The 18,393-nt window shown below is 37.5% G+C and carries 24 protein-coding genes; 19 read left to right on the top strand and 5 right to left on the bottom strand.

Features of this window, described 5'->3' with window-relative positions:
* Positions 1-10 precede the first annotated feature (10 nt).
* On the top strand, positions 11-1,771 hold the full coding sequence (locus CZ487_RS20095; protein WP_077214060.1) for a peptidoglycan D,D-transpeptidase FtsI family protein: 1,761 nt from the start codon (positions 11-13) through the stop codon (positions 1,769-1,771).
* A 268-nt stretch (positions 1,772-2,039) separates the two neighbouring features.
* Positions 2,040-2,735, top strand: a complete 696-nt coding sequence (locus tag CZ487_RS20090) for a YrrS family protein (RefSeq protein WP_077214059.1) — start codon at positions 2,040-2,042, stop codon at positions 2,733-2,735.
* A 22-nt stretch (positions 2,736-2,757) separates the two neighbouring features.
* Here the strand turns inward: CZ487_RS20090 and CZ487_RS20085 are convergent, their stop codons facing one another.
* Entirely contained in the window at positions 2,758-2,964 is a 207-nt protein-coding gene (locus CZ487_RS20085) for a YrzA family protein (RefSeq protein ID WP_077214058.1), read from the bottom strand.
* 136 nt (positions 2,965-3,100) lie between these two features.
* Between CZ487_RS20085 and mtnN the strand changes: the two genes are divergently transcribed.
* The 5 genes from mtnN (at position 3,101) to CZ487_RS27290 (ending at position 6,389) form a co-directional block, all read left to right on the top strand.
* A complete protein-coding gene (mtnN, locus tag CZ487_RS20080; RefSeq protein ID WP_077214057.1) occupies positions 3,101-3,802 on the top strand; it encodes a 5'-methylthioadenosine/S-adenosylhomocysteine nucleosidase in 702 nt (233 codons plus the stop codon).
* 171 nt (positions 3,803-3,973) lie between these two features.
* Positions 3,974-4,231, top strand: a complete 258-nt coding sequence (locus CZ487_RS20075) for a YrhC family protein (protein WP_077214056.1) — start codon at positions 3,974-3,976, stop codon at positions 4,229-4,231.
* Between the two features lie 334 nt (positions 4,232-4,565).
* Positions 4,566-4,706 (top strand): YrzI family small protein, encoded by a 141-nt coding sequence (locus CZ487_RS20070; protein WP_077214055.1) that lies wholly within the window; start codon positions 4,566-4,568, stop codon positions 4,704-4,706.
* Between the two features lie 604 nt (positions 4,707-5,310).
* Positions 5,311-6,036: an RNA polymerase sporulation sigma factor SigK gene (gene sigK, locus CZ487_RS20065; protein WP_077214054.1), complete on the top strand. Its 726-nt coding sequence runs from the start codon at positions 5,311-5,313 to the stop codon at positions 6,034-6,036.
* A 197-nt stretch (positions 6,037-6,233) separates the two neighbouring features.
* Entirely contained in the window at positions 6,234-6,389 is a 156-nt protein-coding gene (locus tag CZ487_RS27290) for a hypothetical protein (RefSeq protein ID WP_202617861.1), read from the top strand.
* Between the two features lie 53 nt (positions 6,390-6,442).
* Here CZ487_RS27290 and pssA read toward each other — a convergent pair whose 3' ends face one another.
* A complete protein-coding gene (gene pssA / locus CZ487_RS20060) occupies positions 6,443-6,982 on the bottom strand; it encodes a CDP-diacylglycerol--serine O-phosphatidyltransferase (protein ID WP_077214053.1) in 540 nt (179 codons plus the stop codon).
* A gap of 117 nt (positions 6,983-7,099) precedes the next feature.
* On the opposite strand from pssA, the gene CZ487_RS20055 reads away from it, so the two are divergent.
* Entirely contained in the window at positions 7,100-7,897 is a 798-nt protein-coding gene (locus CZ487_RS20055) for a phosphatidylserine decarboxylase (protein WP_077214052.1), read from the top strand.
* Between the two features lie 59 nt (positions 7,898-7,956).
* Here the strand turns inward: CZ487_RS20055 and sda are convergent, their stop codons facing one another.
* Positions 7,957-8,097, bottom strand: coding sequence for a sporulation histidine kinase inhibitor Sda (gene sda, locus CZ487_RS20050; protein ID WP_077214051.1), 141 nt, complete (start codon positions 8,095-8,097; stop codon positions 7,957-7,959).
* 458 nt (positions 8,098-8,555) lie between these two features.
* On the opposite strand from sda, the gene CZ487_RS20045 reads away from it, so the two are divergent.
* From CZ487_RS20045 to CZ487_RS20010, 8 genes are read left to right on the top strand one after another with little or no spacing between them, the layout of a single operon-like run.
* Positions 8,556-9,074: a YqeG family HAD IIIA-type phosphatase gene (locus CZ487_RS20045; protein ID WP_077214050.1), complete on the top strand. Its 519-nt coding sequence runs from the start codon at positions 8,556-8,558 to the stop codon at positions 9,072-9,074.
* Entirely contained in the window at positions 9,075-10,178 is a 1,104-nt protein-coding gene (yqeH, locus tag CZ487_RS20040) for a ribosome biogenesis GTPase YqeH (RefSeq protein ID WP_077214049.1), read from the top strand. It abuts the gene before it with no gap.
* 40 nt (positions 10,179-10,218) lie between these two features.
* Positions 10,219-11,052: a shikimate dehydrogenase gene (gene aroE / locus CZ487_RS20035; RefSeq protein ID WP_077214048.1), complete on the top strand. Its 834-nt coding sequence runs from the start codon at positions 10,219-10,221 to the stop codon at positions 11,050-11,052.
* Positions 11,052-11,342: a ribosome assembly RNA-binding protein YhbY gene (gene yhbY, locus CZ487_RS20030; protein WP_077214047.1), complete on the top strand. Its 291-nt coding sequence runs from the start codon at positions 11,052-11,054 to the stop codon at positions 11,340-11,342. Before aroE ends, yhbY begins: the two co-directional genes overlap by 1 nt.
* A gap of 52 nt (positions 11,343-11,394) precedes the next feature.
* Complete coding sequence (locus CZ487_RS20025; protein WP_077214046.1) at positions 11,395-11,967, top strand: nicotinate-nucleotide adenylyltransferase; 573 nt, start codon at positions 11,395-11,397, stop codon at positions 11,965-11,967.
* Complete coding sequence (yqeK, locus tag CZ487_RS20020) at positions 11,954-12,523, top strand: bis(5'-nucleosyl)-tetraphosphatase (symmetrical) YqeK (protein WP_077214045.1); 570 nt, start codon at positions 11,954-11,956, stop codon at positions 12,521-12,523. The genes CZ487_RS20025 and yqeK overlap by 14 nt, the downstream gene beginning before the upstream one ends.
* The gene (gene rsfS, locus CZ487_RS20015) at positions 12,524-12,880 is read left to right on the top strand and encodes a ribosome silencing factor (RefSeq protein WP_077214044.1); all 357 of its coding nucleotides are present in this window, start codon (positions 12,524-12,526) and stop codon (positions 12,878-12,880) included. It begins immediately after the preceding gene.
* Positions 12,877-13,617: a class I SAM-dependent DNA methyltransferase gene (locus CZ487_RS20010; protein ID WP_077214043.1), complete on the top strand. Its 741-nt coding sequence runs from the start codon at positions 12,877-12,879 to the stop codon at positions 13,615-13,617. Before rsfS ends, CZ487_RS20010 begins: the two co-directional genes overlap by 4 nt.
* A 76-nt stretch (positions 13,618-13,693) precedes the next feature.
* Here CZ487_RS20010 and comER read toward each other — a convergent pair whose 3' ends face one another.
* Positions 13,694-14,518 (bottom strand): late competence protein ComER, encoded by an 825-nt coding sequence (comER, locus tag CZ487_RS20005; protein WP_077214042.1) that lies wholly within the window; start codon positions 14,516-14,518, stop codon positions 13,694-13,696.
* Between the two features lie 86 nt (positions 14,519-14,604).
* On the opposite strand from comER, the gene CZ487_RS20000 reads away from it, so the two are divergent.
* From CZ487_RS20000 to CZ487_RS19990, 3 genes are all read left to right on the top strand, one after another.
* Positions 14,605-15,225, top strand: a complete 621-nt coding sequence (locus CZ487_RS20000) for a helix-hairpin-helix domain-containing protein (RefSeq protein ID WP_077214041.1) — start codon at positions 14,605-14,607, stop codon at positions 15,223-15,225.
* Between the two features lie 78 nt (positions 15,226-15,303).
* Positions 15,304-15,798, top strand: coding sequence for a deoxycytidylate deaminase (locus tag CZ487_RS19995; protein ID WP_077214040.1), 495 nt, complete (start codon positions 15,304-15,306; stop codon positions 15,796-15,798).
* Between the two features lie 63 nt (positions 15,799-15,861).
* Complete coding sequence (locus tag CZ487_RS19990) at positions 15,862-18,180, top strand: DNA internalization-related competence protein ComEC/Rec2 (RefSeq protein ID WP_084783340.1); 2,319 nt, start codon at positions 15,862-15,864, stop codon at positions 18,178-18,180.
* A 78-nt stretch (positions 18,181-18,258) separates the two neighbouring features.
* On the opposite strand, the gene CZ487_RS19985 is transcribed toward CZ487_RS19990, so the two are convergent.
* The gene (locus CZ487_RS19985) at positions 18,259-18,393 is read right to left on the bottom strand and encodes a YqzM family protein (protein WP_077214038.1); all 135 of its coding nucleotides are present in this window, start codon (positions 18,391-18,393) and stop codon (positions 18,259-18,261) included.

Genomic DNA, 18,393 nt, shown 5'->3' with positions numbered 1-18,393 from the left:
GGTGTTTTTTATGTGGAGAAAGAGAATGTCCATTTTTTTAGCCTTTATCCTTTGTTTGCTGGCGGTTCTTATGGGAAGGTTAATTCAATTACAATTAGTTTCGACAGAGAGCTTCTCAAAAAATGAAGTTAACCTCCTTGAGTCGAGTGTAAGACAAAGATCACAGGAAATGGTAATTGATAACGGCAGAGGGTCTTTCCTTGATCGAAATGGGGAACCTCTAGTACATCAAAAAATTCCTGTGTTAATTTTATTCCCTTTCTTGAAAAATATGGACTGGGAAAGCAAAAGGGTTGCTAGTATTATTGGGATATCTCAACCAGAGCTTCTGGCTGCTGTCGATAAAGCAAAAGATCCGTTTGCTTTCGGGGAGCCCCGGCCACTTCAATTAACACCATCGCAAATGGAGCAAATAAACAAACTGGAGATACCCGGAGTGTTTGCAGTTGAACGCAAATATACAATGGCTAATTCACCAGCTGAGCAGCTCATTGGCATTACCGGAGAAAATGAGAAGGTTTTTGCGAGAAGATATCCGGATAAGGGTCTATCTCCACAAACGGTAATTGGTTTGACTGGGCTTGAAAAGAGCTTTGATGAATTTCTTCTTCCGGATGGAAAGTCTAAGCTGGTTTATCATGTTGATGGGATCGGAGGGCCTTTATTTGGAATTGATGTCAAATACGTTGAACCGGCTAATCCTTTTTATCCGGTAAATATTAAGACGACGATTGATAAGGAAATGCAGCTGCTAGCTGAAGAACTCGTTGATCAGCATGGTATTAAAAGAGGAGGTCTTGTTCTTTTAGATATTGAGACAAACTCCGTTTTAGCGCTTGTGTCTAGGCCGAATATCAATAAGAATTCACCCTATGACTCAAAATCAAATGGAATTGACAATATGATGGTCAAGCAGCAGATACCAGGGTCTATTTTTAAGACAGTAGTGGCTGCCGCTGCTATTGATCATGAGCTCGACGGTCCAGGGAGAAGGTTTAACTGTGATGTTACAATAAAAGGGACACCTGACACTAATTATCAGCATGGAATGCTATCGTTCACTGAAAGTTTTGCGAAAAGTTGTAATAATACGTTTGGTATTTTGGCAAATGAATTAAAAGATCTGGATCAAGATTTATTAGATACGTATGCTAGAAAGCTTTCGCTGTTAGGCCCTGTTACTTGGGAAGGGGATTTTTATCATTTTGACCATTTCAAGCAGCTTCAAGATGAAGAAACTGGCAGGGTGTTCTTAGATAATGATGCGAGAAATGATGCTAATTTTGTAGCTATGTCTGCAATAGGTCAACACGAGGTACGGGTAACGCCGATAGCAGTGGCCAATATGATGTCCACGATTGCAAAGGGTGGAGTCAGTGAAATGGTAAGGGTTGCTTATGGTGTAGAATATAAAAATGGGACATCAATGCTCTCTTTTCCCCAGGAAAAGCTCGAAGAAGATTCGATATCCCCTTACACTGCTATGAAACTGCAAAAGCTGCTTCGGGAGGTTGTGGTGAATGAGGAAGGAACCGGCAGAGGCCTTCAAGGGTTACCATATGACGTGGCAGGTAAATCAGGAACGGCTGAGACAGGTGTATATAGGGAGGATAACCAGCTCCTGAATAAATGGTTTGCAGGATATTTTCCTTATGAAAAGCCCCGTTATGCGCTGGTTACCGTGAATCTAGGGGTAACAGATGGAGGAGGTTCCGTCACACCTTTATTTGCGGATATGGTAAAAGCGATACATGGGGTTGATAACAAATAAAGATAGTATGTGATAAAATTATCTATTGCCATACAAAACGAATTGTATAAGCCAAAGCTCCTATAAGAAAATAGGAGCTTCTTTAAATTTGGGGAGATAAGTTCCTTCAAGTTTTCTTCAAGTCGTGATAGAATGTTGGCATTCAATTAAAAATACTTCATGCAGCCATCTTAGCTGAGTAACTCTAGTCTAGCGTCTTAAATCTTGAGCTATGGTAAAATAAAGACGGGCATAACCTATTTTATATACGTAGGGGGATAATAGTGCAATGAGTAGTGATTATGAAAAATCTCGTTACAATCAGAGATCAAAAAAACGAAAGACGAACTTAATTTTAAATAGTTTAATAGGAGTTGTATTATTGCTGATCGTTGTCGTTTCTGCAACCATTTTTCTAGGCGGCAATGATGAACAAGCTGCAACAGAAGTCCCAAATAAAGCAGAAAAGCAAGAAACAGCTGATCAAGAAGAAAAGGAGCAAGAGGAGCAAAAATCAGATGGACAGGAAGAGGAAGTGGAAGAAGACCCTGTGCTGGATGAAAAACCTGATGAAGACCTCGCGGAAAATGAAACGGAAGAAGATCAAGCTGATGGACAGGAAGAGGAACTTGACCCAGAAGATACAAGCGGGCAGGTTGTGAAACAAGGCGGCAGTTCGCCTGAGGTAATCAGAACAATCATCAATCCTGACTGGAAGCCGGTTGGTACCGTTCAAGAAGGAGAACATGTGAATGTTTACGATGGTGTCGACTGGGATGAGATGGTTCGTGCAATTTCCTATGCTACGGGTATAGAGAAAGACAATATGACGATTTACTTTTTGGGGAACAATGGTCATAATAAATCGGTAGGAACCGTATATCCAAAAAATAAAGAAGTGATTTATCGAGTGTATATAGAATGGGTAGACAATCAGGGTTGGAAACCAACTATGGTAGAAGAACTGTCAGAGATTGTCCAGTAGAGAATGGTTTAAAAACCATTCTCTATTTCTTTGCTTTAAAGTGAACAACTGCTGTATAATACCTTTTCCCATTTTCATCCACATGAATTTGATGCGAAACAGAGTGAACAGCTAGGAGTATAGAGCGGTTTATCTCTATTTGCTCATTGATTTTCTTTTCTAATGTTTTTAAATCATTCGCCTCGAATAGTTCAACCTTATCTTCAATGATTTCTAACTGAAAGTTCATAAGATTAGCCCCCTTTCTAATAACTTTCATTGTAGTTTTCCTCAATTTATTTGACAATCTTTTTGTTATTTTTTTTAAGGATGGTAAAATAGAGGTTGCTGATTATCATGAATTATTTGATGAAAGAGGTTTTAAGATGAAAATAGCTATAATTGGAGCAATGGAAGAAGAAGTAACTTTATTAAGAGATAAAATTCAAGACGGAAAGGCAGAGGTTATTGCAGGTTGTGAGTTTACCAGCGGTAAAATGAATGGCGCTGATGTTATTTTGCTTCGTTCAGGAATCGGAAAAGTAAATGCAGCCATGTCAACTACGATCCTTCTTGAAAAATTCAAGCCAAACTATGTGATCAATACAGGTTCTGCTGGTGGTTATAATCCAGCTTTAAATGTTGGCGATGTCGTTATCTCTTCAGAAGTTCGTCATCATGACGTCGATGTAACAGCATTCGGTTACGAATACGGACAAGTTCCGCAGCTTCCGCCTGCTTTTGAAGCGGATGTTAATTTGGTAGAAATTGCTGAGAATGCGGCTAAAGAAATTACTGACATTCAAGTGGTTAAAGGTCTTATTGCAACAGGTGATTCGTTCATGAATGATCCTAAAAAAGTGGAATACATACAAGATAAGTTTACAGACTTGCAGGCAGTAGAAATGGAAGCAGCAGCAATCGCCCAAGTCTCTCATCAGTTTGGAACCCCGTTTGTAGTGATCCGTTCCTTATCGGACATCGCAGGAAAGGAATCTGATGTCTCGTTTGAACAGTTTCTTGAGAAGGCTGCTGTGAACTCTAGCACGCTTGTGATGAAAATAGTTGACGGTATTAACAATAAATAACAGAAGGAAGGCATGTTTCCATGTCTTCTTTTTTTCATACCCATTATTGCTAATAATTACATGGTCCGATCACACTGTGAATATGTTAATCTAGTTTGTGAGGTCACTAATCCTATTGGGGATCAAGACTGGTCCTAGTATTAAACAAAGACAGTAAGCAGGTGATTGGACATGAATCATGTAAAGAAACTTTATGATAAAATGGTTGATAATAAACGATACGGCATTACTCTTTTAGCAGTTGGATCCTTTTTCTATCTGGGTGTGATTATCCCGACGGAAGTTAAAATATTGAACGATCTTTATTTATTGATGGGAACTTCTAGTTTGTTTTTGGGCGGAGCTATTTTCTTCTTCATCCGTTCCAAACTCGCTTATAACGAACTTTTAGATTCGGAAGAAGGAATTGAATATTTATCAAAGAAATAACTTCCTATTTTCATAGGGGGTTATTTTTTTGAAAAAAATATTTACAAATTTATCCGTTGTGGATATAATTACCATTATAAGTAATAAATTCCTAAAGGAGGTTGAATGTAATGATTGTTCTAACAAAAGAAACTGTGATTATGGCAACAATAATTTCATATTTGAAATTTACACATTCGACCGTTACGGAATGGACTGCTTAATGTTGAATACATATTGAGCATATTGAACCGCAGGGGGAGAGTTGTGCCCTGCGGTTTTAATTTGTCTTCTAAGCCGCTGGGATTTTCCCTGCGGTTTTTTGTGTTCAGAAAAAGAAAGGTGGTGGATTAAATTGACTTTAAATATTCTGTTTTTTACTGTGACGATCAAGAGGAGAAACAAGTCTGCAGAAGCTGCGATGCGGGAACAGTTAGTTAGTGAAATGTATGAAAAAACAAAAGAACGCGCTTATACTGTACATCGCTTATATTAAAATCATAAAAGGAAAAGGAGGTTGTAACAATGTTTCTAATTGTTCAAGGCGGACATAAAATTTTCTGGGTGGAGAAAGATTCCACCTAACCGGTTTAGGGGTGATTTCAATGTATTTAAGAATTCTACTAATCACACTTATTTTTCGAAAGAGGAAAAACAACCAAAAGAGATGAAACTCACTTTAATGATTTGAAGTTTAACGGAATGTTCACAATCCATCACCTTGTTCCGGAAGAATTTATGGTAAATTCAAGATAAGCAAGAATTAACAGGGTAAAAGGAGTGGGCATGATGTTTTCAATAGTAATGGGATTCGTCGTTTGTGGTGTAATTGGCTGTATCATTGCCGCTGAAGTAAGTGTATAGAATTTATTAAGATAAAGAGCATTGGCCTTCTGCTAAAAGGTCAATGCTTTTATTTTTCTCGCGGGTTTTAGGCGGTAAGACCCTTCCGATGGGAGTTTTTCTTCATGGCGAATAGCTATTTTACCCCTATGGTAATATTTTCTGCGTGAAAATAATATTTTTGGACAGACAAAAACAAACTAATTGTTTCATAGGTATTAGTTATAGGCGAAAGACAGATCAGCGGGGGTGTAATAATGGCTGGAATTCTAACAGCACTCGGGGTTTTGGTTAAGGAGATTATTTTCCTTGTCTCGTATGTAAAAAACAATGCTTTTCCTCAACCATTATCTTCAGCCGATGAAAAAAAATATTTGCGGTTGATGGCTGAAGGTGATAGTCATGCCCGCAATATGTTAATTGAGCATAATTTGAGGCTTGTAGCACATATTGTCAAAAAATTTGAAAACACTGGTGAGGATTCGGAAGATCTAATATCAATTGGTACCATTGGTTTGATAAAAGCAATAGAAAGTTATTCTGAGGGGAAAGGTACGAAACTGGCTACCTATGCCGCACGCTGTATAGAAAATGAAATTCTCATGCATTTACGTGCGCTGAAGAAAACAAAGAAGGATGTTTCTTTACATGATCCGATCGGTCAAGATAAAGAGGGCAATGAAATTTCCTTGATTGATGTGTTGAAATCTGAATCGGAAGATGTAATTGAAACCATTCAATTAAATATGGAGCTAGAGAAGGTAAAAGAATATATTGATGTACTTGATGAAAGAGAAAGGGAAGTCATTGTTGGCCGATTTGGTCTTGATTTAAAAAAGGAGAAAACACAGCGAGAAATTGCTAAAGAATTAGGTATTTCAAGAAGCTATGTATCAAGAATTGAGAAAAGGGCATTGATGAAAATGTTTCATGAATTTTATCGAGCCGAAAAAGAAAAGAAAAAAAATGGATCCAATAAATAATATTTCAAGGGCCTTAATTTCTAAGAGGGCCCTTGTTGCTGCTGGACGCTAAATTGCTCTTTTTAACCGGGAGCGGTATTGTTACGCTTATTAATCTTGACTTTTTATAAAGATCACGAACATCTGCCCATACGAATAAGAGGGAAGCGCATATTTTAATAGTAAAGTGGACATCAAGAGAAAGGGGTTTGCAGGAGATGCCGTACGGTTATCCTTATAACTATGGGTACCCAGGGCCTTACCCAGGCGGATACTATGGAGGAAGCGGAGTTTGGACAGCGCTGTGGATTGTGTTGTTTGTTCTTCTCTTAATCTTTGGATTTTGGTGGTATTTTGGCAGTTATTATAAATAATCAAAAAAACAGCTCCTTATGTGTGATTCACCAGCGGGGCTGTTTTTTTGATATTAAATCTTCTTAATCTTAAATGGGCTGATCATGAGAATAGAAAGGATGGTGATGATAAAAATAAATAATTGAGGCGGGTAATAAGGAATGACTAGATAGCTTAATGTGGCTAAACACCCAGCTGCCGTAATCGGGAGGCCTGTAAAGTAACCAATAGTCTCTGATATATTAAACCGACTGAGTCTAACAGCACCGCATGCGATATATAATACGGTAAAAAAAGCACCAGGTGCACCAAATTCAAATAAAATTCCTTGATAAAGCAATAGTGCTGGAGCCACACCAAATGATATAATATCACTCATGGAATCCAACTGCTTTCCCAATTCCGATTCTATGTTGAACTTTCTGGCGACCATTCCATCTAGACGATCAATAAAAGCAGCAATGAAAATAAGCAGCAGACTCAAATTTAAATTGCCATTAATTCCTTCTATGATCGCAAACCCTCCGAGAGTAAGATTGGTTAAAGTCAAAGCATTAGCACTTTGAGCCTTTAGCTTTTTAATTGTTTGGTCAAAAACATCTAATAAAAACACTCGTCCGCACTCCTTTAGAAACCGGAAGTGAAAAAATTGGGTTTATTATATAATAATATTTTAATCTTAATGTTTTATGCCAGTCCATAAAGTAATATTACTAAAGGAGGGAATGGATTGTTTCAATATATATATAGATTTTTGATTGAGTTAACGAATAAGAGGTGGACTTCTGCACTGCTGCAAAAATTTAGTACTTCAAGTATTAGTCGAATTCTTATCCCTTCTTTTGCTAGGATTTATAAAGTTAATTTGCAGGAGGCGGAGTTATCAATTAATGACTTTCCTAATCTGCACCAGTTTTTTATTAGAAAATTGAAAGCGGGCTCCAGGCCTATTAATCAAGAACCAGAATCGGTTGTAAGTCCGGTAGATGCAGTTCTTGAGGAAGATGGAGAGATTACGGCTGAACTATCAGTAATCATTAAAGATAAACCCTATTCGTTAATTGATATGCTCGGGAGTCAGGAGAAGGCAAAGAAGTATATAAACGGGACTTATGTCCTTCTTTATTTAAGTCCGAGTCATTATCACCGTATACACAGTCCTTTTGGAGGACGCGTAATTGATCAATGGACATTGGGAAATACTTCATATCCAGTCAATAAATATGGAATTAAATATGGGCGGGAAACTCTGTCAAAAAACTTTAGAAAAATCACTGAAGTTGAACATGAGTTTGGATATGGTGCGATTGTTAAGGTAGGAGCGATGTTTGTTAATAGTATTGAAACAATTTATGAAAGTGAAGTTATCGAGAAAGGGGAAGAAATTGCTTATTTTTCCTTTGGATCAACGGTCATTTTGCTTTTTGAAGAGGGCTTCTTTGAAAAGCTAGCAGACCTGCATGCTCCCGCTGATGTAAAAGTAGGGGAAGTGATCGGGTACCTCAAATATAAAGGGGAGAAAGGCTGATTTAACACAAGAGGATTCTCCCCAAAAAGAAAAGCCCATATTGGGCTGTTTTCACTATGTTACGAGGTTGCTTTTATTTTGTGAGTTAAGGAACGTCGGTGAATTTCAGTTTCAATTAGAAGGATGAAATCTGAGCTTAAATTTAACTCTCTTGCTTTAAAATAAGATTCAATTAATAAGTCATCTGACAGTTTTCGCATGTCAGAATTCACCTCCTTTTAAAAAAAACGTTCTAAATGGAAAGTTACATACATATAGTGTAAGTTACTAGGTTGTATCTTTACTCTATCAGAAATAAATTACGAGAACAACCGTTCTTGTTATCCACAATTAACGGTGGATAACCTGTGATTAACCTGTTTGTAAAATACCTAAATCAAGTAAAATTGCATTGGATAATGTGCATAAAGTTATCCACAGGTGTTGAAAAACCGAAAGTCATGTCGAAAAGTTTTTATATTTCTGTTATTTTCTCTTATTTTTCGATATAAATTGACAAAAAATATACAAAGGAATTTATAAAATAAATCTATGTAGAAAAAATAGGTTTTTTTTGAAAGACCCGGTAAAATTGGTTATGATGAACGTTATGAGAGGATAAAGCAGGTTGGGATCATACTGACCGTTAATCTGCGATAAATAGATGAGGTGTCATACATTGTTAAATCAGTTCTTGCCTAATCAGCATGTAAAAAGTATTTTTGAAATAACGCCAGAGAAATTAAAAGAGAATGGAATTAAAGGGATTATTACCGACTTAGACAATACACTTGTTGAATGGGATCGTCCAAATGCTACACCCAAATTAATAAATTGGTTCGAAGCAATGCAAAAAGCGAATATAGCAATTACGATTGTTTCGAATAATAATAAAGATCGTGTACAAGCTTTTTCGGATCCACTAAAAATTCCTTTTATTTTTCAAGCGAGAAAACCAATGGGAAGAGCTTTTCGCAAGGCGATCAAAGATATGGGTTTAAAGAAAGAAGAAACGGTGGTCATTGGGGATCAGCTATTAACGGATGTCTTTGGAGGAAATCGCAGTGGATTTCATACGATTTTGGTTGTACCGGTAGCATCAACAGATGGCTTTTGGACGAGGTTCAATCGATTAATTGAAAGAAGAATGCTTGATTGGTTTAGAAAAAAGGGCAAGCTCGTATGGGAGGATAAGTAATTGACTGAACAATACATCTGCGTTGGCTGCGGAGTGAAAATTCAAACAGAACAACCTGAAGAAATTGGATATGCTCCAAAGTCATCACTAGAAAAAGAAGATATTATCTGTAAACGCTGTTTTCGCTTAAAACACTATAATGAAGTACAAGACGTGAATTTAACAGATGACGACTTTTTAAAAATATTAAATGAGATCGGGCAAAGAGATGCTTTAATTGTTAAAATTGTAGATATTTTTGATTTTAATGGCAGCTGGCTGCCAGGGCTGCATAGATTTGTCGGAAACAACCCGATTCTATTAATAGGAAATAAGGTAGATCTCTTACCGCGCTCGGTTAAACCTAATAAACTAATTCATTGGATGAAACAAGAATCTAGAGAATTAGGATTGATGCCTGAAGAAGTATTACTTGTAAGTGCTTCGAAAGGGCATTTTGTAAAAGAAGCAGCAGAAGCGATTGACAAACTTCGTAATGGAAAAGATGTCTATGTTGTTGGCTGCACAAATGTCGGGAAATCTACGTTTATTAATAGAATTTTAAAGGAAGTAACTGGCGAAGGAGACGTCATAACGACTTCTCATTTTCCAGGAACAACCCTTGATATCATAGAAATCCCATTAGCAGACGGAAAAGTATTGGTAGATACACCGGGGATTATTAATCATCATCAAATGGCTCATTATGTGGACAAGAGAGACTTGAAGATTATTACACCTAAAAAAGAAATTAAACCAAAGGTGTTTCAGTTGAACGAAGAACAGACGCTATTTTTTGGGGGATTAAGCCGCTTTGATTATTTGAAAGGCGGGCGCAGATCCTTTGTGTGTCACTTTTCAAATGACATAAATATTCACAGAACAAAACTTTCTAGTGCGGATGAGCTTTATAATAAGCATGTCGGGGAAATGCTGGCACCGCCTCGACAAGAACAATTAGAAACGTTCCCGCCGTTAGTAAGGCATGAATTTACCATTAAAGAGGGAAAAACAGATATTGTCTTCTCTGGTCTTGGCTGGATTACGGTTAATGACCCTGGAGCTGTTGTAGCTGCATATGTACCGGAAGGAGTTCATGCGATGCTCCGGAAGTCTCTGATATAATCACTGTTTATAGAAAAATAAACACAAATGGGGGAGAGGGATGAAAAAATTATATGCCGTAATCGGGGACCCGATTGCACATTCAATGTCACCACTTATGCATAATGATTTATTTCAATTCTATGGAATTGATGCGCATTATCAAGCGTTGCAGGTAAAAGAACAGGCTTTAGCAGATGCGGTACGAGGCTTAAAAGCAATAAATATTAGCGGATTTAACATTACAATCCCCCATAAAGTAGCCGTTATGCCACTACTGGATGAAATCGATCCTCTCGCACAAGCAATTGGGGCCGTGAATACTGTAGTAAATAAAGAAGGAAATCTCATTGGTTACAATACAGATGGCAGCGGCTATGTAAGAGGACTTCAGAATTATCTTGCTGATTTACAGGATAAAAAGGTGTTAATTATCGGTGCTGGTGGTGCAGCAAGAGCCATTTACTTTACGATGGCACATGAAGGCGTCAAACATATTGACCTGGCAAATCGGACTGCCGAAAAAGCAGCCAGCCTCGCTCATGACTGTCCATATGATGTTATAACAAAGGCGTTAACTTTGAGTGAAGCAGAGGATAACTTAGCAAGTTACGATTTAATTATTCAGACTACATCAATTGGGATGGTTCCAAAAACTGAATGTGAACCGATTTCTTTACATAACTTAAGAGAAACTGCATTTGTTAGTGATATTATCTACAATCCTTTTGAAACATTGTTTTTAAAGAATAGTCGTCTAAAAGGTGCCGGTACGCAAAATGGCTTGGATATGTTTGTTCTGCAAGGCGCATTAGCGTTTGAAAAGTGGACGGGAATTTTCCCTGATACAGAAAGAATGAAGAAGATAGTTGAAAAACAGCTAGGAGGAGCATAATGTTAACAGGTAAACAAAAAAGATTTCTACGTTCGAAAGCACATCATTTAAACCCAATTTTCCAAGTTGGAAAGGGTGGGGTTAATGAGAACATGATTAAACAAATTAGCGAGGCATTAGAAGCAAGAGAATTAATAAAGGTCACTGTTCTGCAAAATTGTGATGAAGATAAAGATACGGTTGCGGAAAAACTAACGAGCGGCTGTCAGGCTGAACTTGTTCAAATCATTGGAAATATTATTGTTTTATATAAAGAATCAGTTGAAAACAAGCAGCTTGCGTTGCCATAAGTTTGTTTTTAGAAGGGTCAATGGATGACTAATTAATGGAAGGTAAAGAGATATGAAGAACATTGGGATACTTGGAGGGACGTTTGATCCTCCGCATTACGGACATCTTTTGATGGCAAATGAAGTATTGCATGGTCTTAATCTAGATGAGATTTGGTTTATGCCAAACCAAGAACCTCCCCATAAAGAAAAATCAGACCAAATTCGCAATGAAGATCGTTTGGAAATGCTTGAGTTAGCTATAAAGGATGAACCGAGATTTCGAGTTGAAAAGATTGAGTTTGAACGGCCGGGACCGTCATACACCTATGATACAGTTAAATTATTATTAGAGCTTTATCCAGATGTGACATTTTATTTTATAATTGGCGCAGATATGATTGAGTATTTGCCAAAATGGTATAAAATAGAAGAACTTATGGAATTGTTAACTTTTGTTGGGGTAGACCGGCCAAACTATGAACACGAAACACCTTACCCTATCATTTATGTTGATGTACCGGAATTTGCTGTCTCGTCAAGTCTGATCAGGGAGAGGGTTAGGGAAGGTAAGACCGTTAAGTACTTACTTCCAGATACGGTCATTCAATATCTTAAGGAGAATCGTTTGTATGGATCGAAATGAAGCACTAAAAATAGTAAAGCCCCAATTGACTGATCATCGATACCAACACACTATTGGTGTTATGGAGACAGCGATAATCTTAGCAAAAAAGTATGGTGCAGATGAAAAGAAGGCAGAAACGGCTGCTATTTTTCATGATTATGCGAAATTCAAGCCAAAAGAAGAGATGAAAAAGCTAATCATTGATGAAAAGATGCCAGCGGTTCTTTTAGACTATAACAGTGAGCTATGGCATGCTCCAGTTGGTGCTTTCCTTGTGGAAAAAGTAGTCGGTATTAAGGATGAGGATATCCTGGATGCGATTCGCTATCACACTTCGGGAAGAAAAGGGATGTCGCTATTGGAGAAGGTCATCTATCTAGCTGATTATATCGAGCCAGGCAGGCATTTCCCAGGTGTTGATGAAGTGAGAAAGTTAGCACAAGAAGACCTTAATCTTGCTTTAATAAAAGCGGTTCAAAACACCATTATATTTTTAATGAAGAAAAACCAAGCTGTTTTTCCTGAAACTTTTGAGGCGTATAATGATCTAGTTATTAGTAGGAGGATTGATTAAATGGATGATCGCAGTCTTTTAATAACAACAGCTGCTGCGGCAGATGATAAAAAAGCAGAAGATATTCTAGTTCTAAATATGAAAGGTATTTCGTTAATTGCTGATTATTTTTTGATTTGCCATGGAAATTCAGACAAACAAGTACAAGCAATTGCCAGAGAAATTAAAGATAAAGCAGAAGAAAATGGTTTTGATGTGAAACGTATGGAAGGGTTCGACGAGGCAAAGTGGATACTAGTGGACCTTGGTGATGTTGTTGCTCACGTCTTCCATCGTGATGAGAGAAGCTATTATAAGCTTGAAAGACTTTGGGGAGATGCCCCGATTGAGAATATTCAAAGTGAGCTTGGGTCATGACCTATGAGAGGTTCGCTTATCTTTATGATGAGTTAATGAAGGATGTGCCCTATGAAAAATGGGTGAAGCTATTACAGCGGCTTCAGAACGAATATCAATTTAGCGGACATAAAATTTTAGACCTTGCCTGCGGTACGGGTGAACTATCTGTTTTGTTAGCAAAAAATGGTTATGATGTAACAGGAGTAGATTTGTCAGAAGATATGCTGACGGTCGCTCAAAATAAGGCTGAAAAAAATGGATGTCATGTTCATTTTTTTCAGCAGGATATGTCAAAGCTTGAACTCATTGATGAATATGATATTATTGGGATCTTCTGTGATTCTTTAAACTACTTAAGCACTGAAGATGAAATAAAAGCAACATTTTCCCGTGTATACCGTTATCTAAAAAAGGGCGGATTATTTTTATTTGATGTTCATTCGGTTTATAAGATGAATGAGATTTTCAAGAACCAAACCTTTACATACGACGATGATCATATTTATTATATTTGGGATTGTTTTGAAGGTGATGCACCATATTCGGTTGACCATGAACTTACTTTTTTTGTAGAGGATTCAATGGGCAAATTCGATCGAATCGATGAGAATCACTATCAAAGAACGTACCCAGAAGAAACTTATCAAACATGGCTTAAAGAAGCCGGCTTTGAATTAGTTGAAATGATCGGCGATTTTGAAGAAAGAATACATGCGCAAACAGAACGTGTATTTTTTGCCTTAAGAAAAAGTTAGAAAGCCATTCAGCACGCTGAATGGCTTTTAAAAAAATATTTATTTTTTATGCAGGAATTCTTATTTTAAGGAAGAATTATTGTAGTGTAAATTGCTTCTTTGTTTCTTCCAAATCCTCTTCAAATTTTGAATGTGTTGCTTGAAATAAATGTTCAAACACATCGCCAAGCTCTTTTTCTAAAACTTTAATTCCTTCTCCAGTGATTCCGCCTTTAACACAAACCTTTTCCTGTAAACTTGGCAAAGTATAAATTTCTTTTCTCAGTAATTCTCCTAACCCAATCAACATTTCACTCGCTAATTTTGTTGCTGTCTCTTCATCAATTTTTGTTTCCGTCACGGCAGCATTGATAAATCTCCGTGTTAAATAGCTGAAAAACGCTGGCCCGCAGCTGACAATATCAGAAGCAACTCTTGTGATATCTTCTTCTATTGAGAGTGGTGTTGAAATGTCTTGTAGTACTTTTGTTAATGCCTTTTTCCATTGAGGGTCACATCTCTCCCCGAATGACAAAAGGGAAACACCAGCAAAGGCTCTATTTGTAATGCTGGGAATAGCTCTTGCCGTAGAACATGGAAGAACGGATTCCAGCTGATCAACGCTAATTGGACTAGTAATCGACACTACACATTGATCCTTCGTTAAATATGGAACAATTTGTTGAAATACTTCAAACATGTTAATTGGCTTTACACAAACAAAAATAAGTTCAGCTTGTTTTGCCACTTCGATTGCATTACTAAGCACGAATACCTCAGGAAACGCTTTTTGAATTTCCTGTGCTTTTGAAATGGTTCTATTTGTGATGAACATCGAAGAAGGGGATATTGCTTTACTGTCTATGAGTGCTTCAGTCAAAATTCTCCCCATATTTCCAGTTCCTATCATTCCAATTTTCATCGACACTACCCTCCTCACAAGCACATTCTCATATAACGATATGAAAAGTGATGATCATTTATACCAAAAGAAAGGAAGTTCATAAAATGATACAGTGGATGAAAGAGCATAAAGGTTATGTTCTGCTTGGTTTTATTCTCGTAGTTTGTATACTTTATTATTATTTTTCAACAGCAGGCTCAGCACAATTGCCAGAACAAGAAGACACGTGGACGCTGGAAGAAGAAACGCCAATCGAGGAATTGCATAAAGAGCCAGAAACAGAAGAAATAATGGTGGATGTAAAAGGAGCGGTGGCGAGTCCCGGGGTTTATATAGCAGAGGTTGGAGAGCGGGTGGTAGATGTAATTGAAAAAGCGGGAGGTTTAACGGAAACTGCAAATGCGGCGGTTATTAATTTTGCGATGAGAGTAACGGATGAGATGGTATTGTATGTTCCGGAAAAAGGTGAAGAATTGGAAATCGAAGGACAAGCAAACCCCGTCGTTTCGCAGGGGGGAGGACCACAAAGTGATAAAATCAATTTAAACAAAGCCACACAGGCTGAGCTTGAGACACTTCCTGGAATTGGACCTGCAAAAAGTCAATTGATTCTTGAATACAGGGATCAGAATGGGTCATTCAAAACAATTGAGGACATAATGGAGATTAGCGGATTTGGAGAAAAAACATTTGAAAAGTTAAAGGACCTGATCACCGTTCAATAGAAAATTGAAATTGACGCGACTTCGACTTTCCCTTTAAACTTAGAAGAAGACAAGCTTATGGTAAAGGTGGCGGAGGGTATGAACGAAAAAAGATTAACCTGGGATCAATATTTTATGCTAAATGCTCATTTAATCAGTATGAGAAGTACATGCAACCGATTAAATGTTGGTTCTGTGCTCGTTAAAAATAATCGGATTATTAGTACTGGATATAACGGTGGAATCAGTGGTGAAGACCACTGCCTTGATGCTGGCTGTTATGTTGAAGCTAATCACTGTTTAAGATGCCTTCATGCCGAGGAGAATGCCATTCTTCAATGTGCCTTGGAGGGCGTATCGACAAGAGGCAGTCATATTTATGTAACGCATTTTCCTTGTGTTCATTGCATGAAAAAGATATTACAGGCTGGAATTACAAAAATCTTTTATCTTGAAGATTATAAAAATCATGAATACTGCTACCATTTATTAAAAGTTAGCAATGTAGAAGCGATTAAAATGGAGGGTGGCATTGAAAACTTTATAAATGATGCTGATCTTTTATCTGGTCATTTAAAATGGCAGTTTAGATAATATTTTTATGAGGAGGCTGTTTGACAGCCTCCTCATCATCATCGTAAAGAAGGTGGTTGTTTGATGGGCAGATGGATCTATTTTTTCTTGGCTGCAATGTTGGCAGCTCTCAGTGCTCTTGTACATATTGGTTTTTTTATCATATTTTTAGGCTTCCTGTTTTTCCTCATTAAACGAAAAGGTTCCACATTAAGTCAAATCCTCTTAGTGGTTCTTATCTTCCTCTCCTTCTTCATAAAAACCGTTATCGAAGATAGCCATAATCTAACAAAGTTAAGTGGAGAGCAACAGGACTTTACTTTTTTGCTGCTGCAGCCGTTAACTATTGATGGCAATTTGTTTCAATCACAGGCAAGAGATATGATTACTGGGGAAAAAGTGATCTTTCAATATAAAATAAAGTCAGAGCAGGAAAAAGAAAAACTTAAGCAGCTTCAGATTGGAGCAAAATGTAAGGTGAAAGGTACATTAGAACAACCTAACCAAGCGGGGAATCCTGGCAGCTTTGATTACCGAAAGTATTTACGTCATCAAAACATCTTTTGGATTTTCAACTCGAACTTCTTACAATCCTGTACAGAATACAGCTCACCGTTGATAGCTATTCAGAAAATAAGACAAAATGGGGTCTCGTATCTTCATTCACATTTTCCGGCAGAAACAGCGGCACTGGCAGCTGCCTTAATCTTTGGTGAAAGAGAATACATAAACCCCGACCTGAATGAAGCCTATCAAAGATTAGGTATTGTTCATTTGCTGGCCATTTCAGGACTTCATGTTGGAATGTTAACAGGTATTTTGTATTATATTGGCTTAAGAATGAATGTAACACATGAAAAAATGACAACTTCTCTAATTATTTTTCTCCCCGTATATGCCATCCTTACAGGATCATCTCCTTCGGTCATTCGTGCATGTTTAATGCTAGAGTTATTATTAGTGGTAAAAAAGTTAAAAATTGGACAAACAGTCCCGCCGATTGACACAATCAGTTTTGTTGCCTTCACCTATCTATTGTTCCAGCCATACGTCATTTATAATATCGGTTTCCAGCTTTCATTCTCTGTTACGTTTTCCTTAATCCTTGCTGCACCCTTATTGAAAAAATACACAGTAAATCAGTTCAATCTTCTCCTCGTAACTTCCATGATTGCCCAGCTGGCTTCTATGCCGATACTCCTTTATCATTTTTACGAATTTTCGCTCGTATCATTTCTAATTAATATTGTGTATGTACCATTATTTTCATCGATCGTTCTGCCAGTAATCCTTCTATTATTTATCCTTCATCTTCTTATGAGGAATATGGTTTTTCCACTGCTTTCACTGTTCGATTTCTATTTAATGACATTAAATAAAGTAACGAAAGGAATATCGCTTTTTCCTTACAGTACACTAACAGTTGGCCGGCCCTCGTCTGTCGTTATATTTCTGTACCTTATTGGGATCCCATACTTCTTTTATAAATGGGGAGGGACGAAAAACAGACAGAGCTTTTTGCTCTTGCTGTTGATTCCTCTTGGAATGTTATTTGTACAATACAGCAGTCAAAAACTTCATCCTTATGGAGAGGTTACAATGATTGATGTAGGACAGGGGGATAGTATTTTAATCACATTGCCTTTAAATAGGGGAACTTATTTAATTGATACAGGAGGTGCTTTATCTTTTGAAAGAGCTGAATGGACTGAACGGAGAGATCCTTTTGAAGTTGGTGCGGATGTCATCGTCCCGTATTTGAAGAGCAGAGGGATAACGAAGGTCGATAAGTTAATTTTGACCCATGGGGATGCGGATCATGCGGGTGGAGCCATCTCTTTATTAAATTCCATTAAAGTAAACGAAGTGGTCCTGCCGAAAATTGCTGAAGCATCATCAATTGAAAAGGATATTATTAGAACAGCGGGAGAAAAAAAGATTCCGATTCATTATGGATCAAGAGGTCGGCAATGGAAAGCGGACGGTATACGATTTAGGATTTTGTCACCGGCTTTAGACACTAATTTAGAAAGAAATGATGCCTCAATTGTTTTATATGCAGAACTAGGGGGCTTGCAATGGTTATTTACTGGTGATATCGAAGAAAGAGGAGAGGAAGAGCTGATGGCTGCCTACAGAAACCTTCGCGTAGACGTTCTTAAGGTGGCACATCACGGCAGCAAGACTTCTACGACCGAGAAGTTACTGCAAACGTACAAGCCGAAAATAGCTCTCATTTCGGTTGGAAAAAACAACCGTTTTGGACATCCCCATGAAGAGGTGATAGAAAGATTAGGTGAGCATAATGTTAAGATTTACCGCACCGATTTAAATGGAGCCATTTCTTTTCGTTTTCGCGGAGGCAGAGGAACCTTTTTTGCAAATCATCATACTATGTATTGAATTTGAGAATGGGAAAAAAAGAGACTGCATGTAAGATGCAGTCCCTGGTCTAACTCGTGCTATGTAGCAATTTTTTAGTTAAGATCCAATGAACTTAACTACAGTTGCGATAATGAACAATGTTGCAAAAAAGCCGAAAGAAACGATAAAACCTACTCCTGAATCAATAGCGTCATTTCGTTTACTCTGAACATCCTTTTCAAATGGATTCAA

The sequence above is a fragment of the Robertmurraya dakarensis genome (genome assembly GCF_900156875.1).
Taxonomy (GTDB): domain Bacteria; phylum Bacillota; class Bacilli; order Bacillales; family Cytobacillaceae; genus Robertmurraya; species Robertmurraya dakarensis.
Note: the sequence above shows the minus strand (reverse complement) of the source record. Positions and strands in the feature narration are given on the sequence as shown.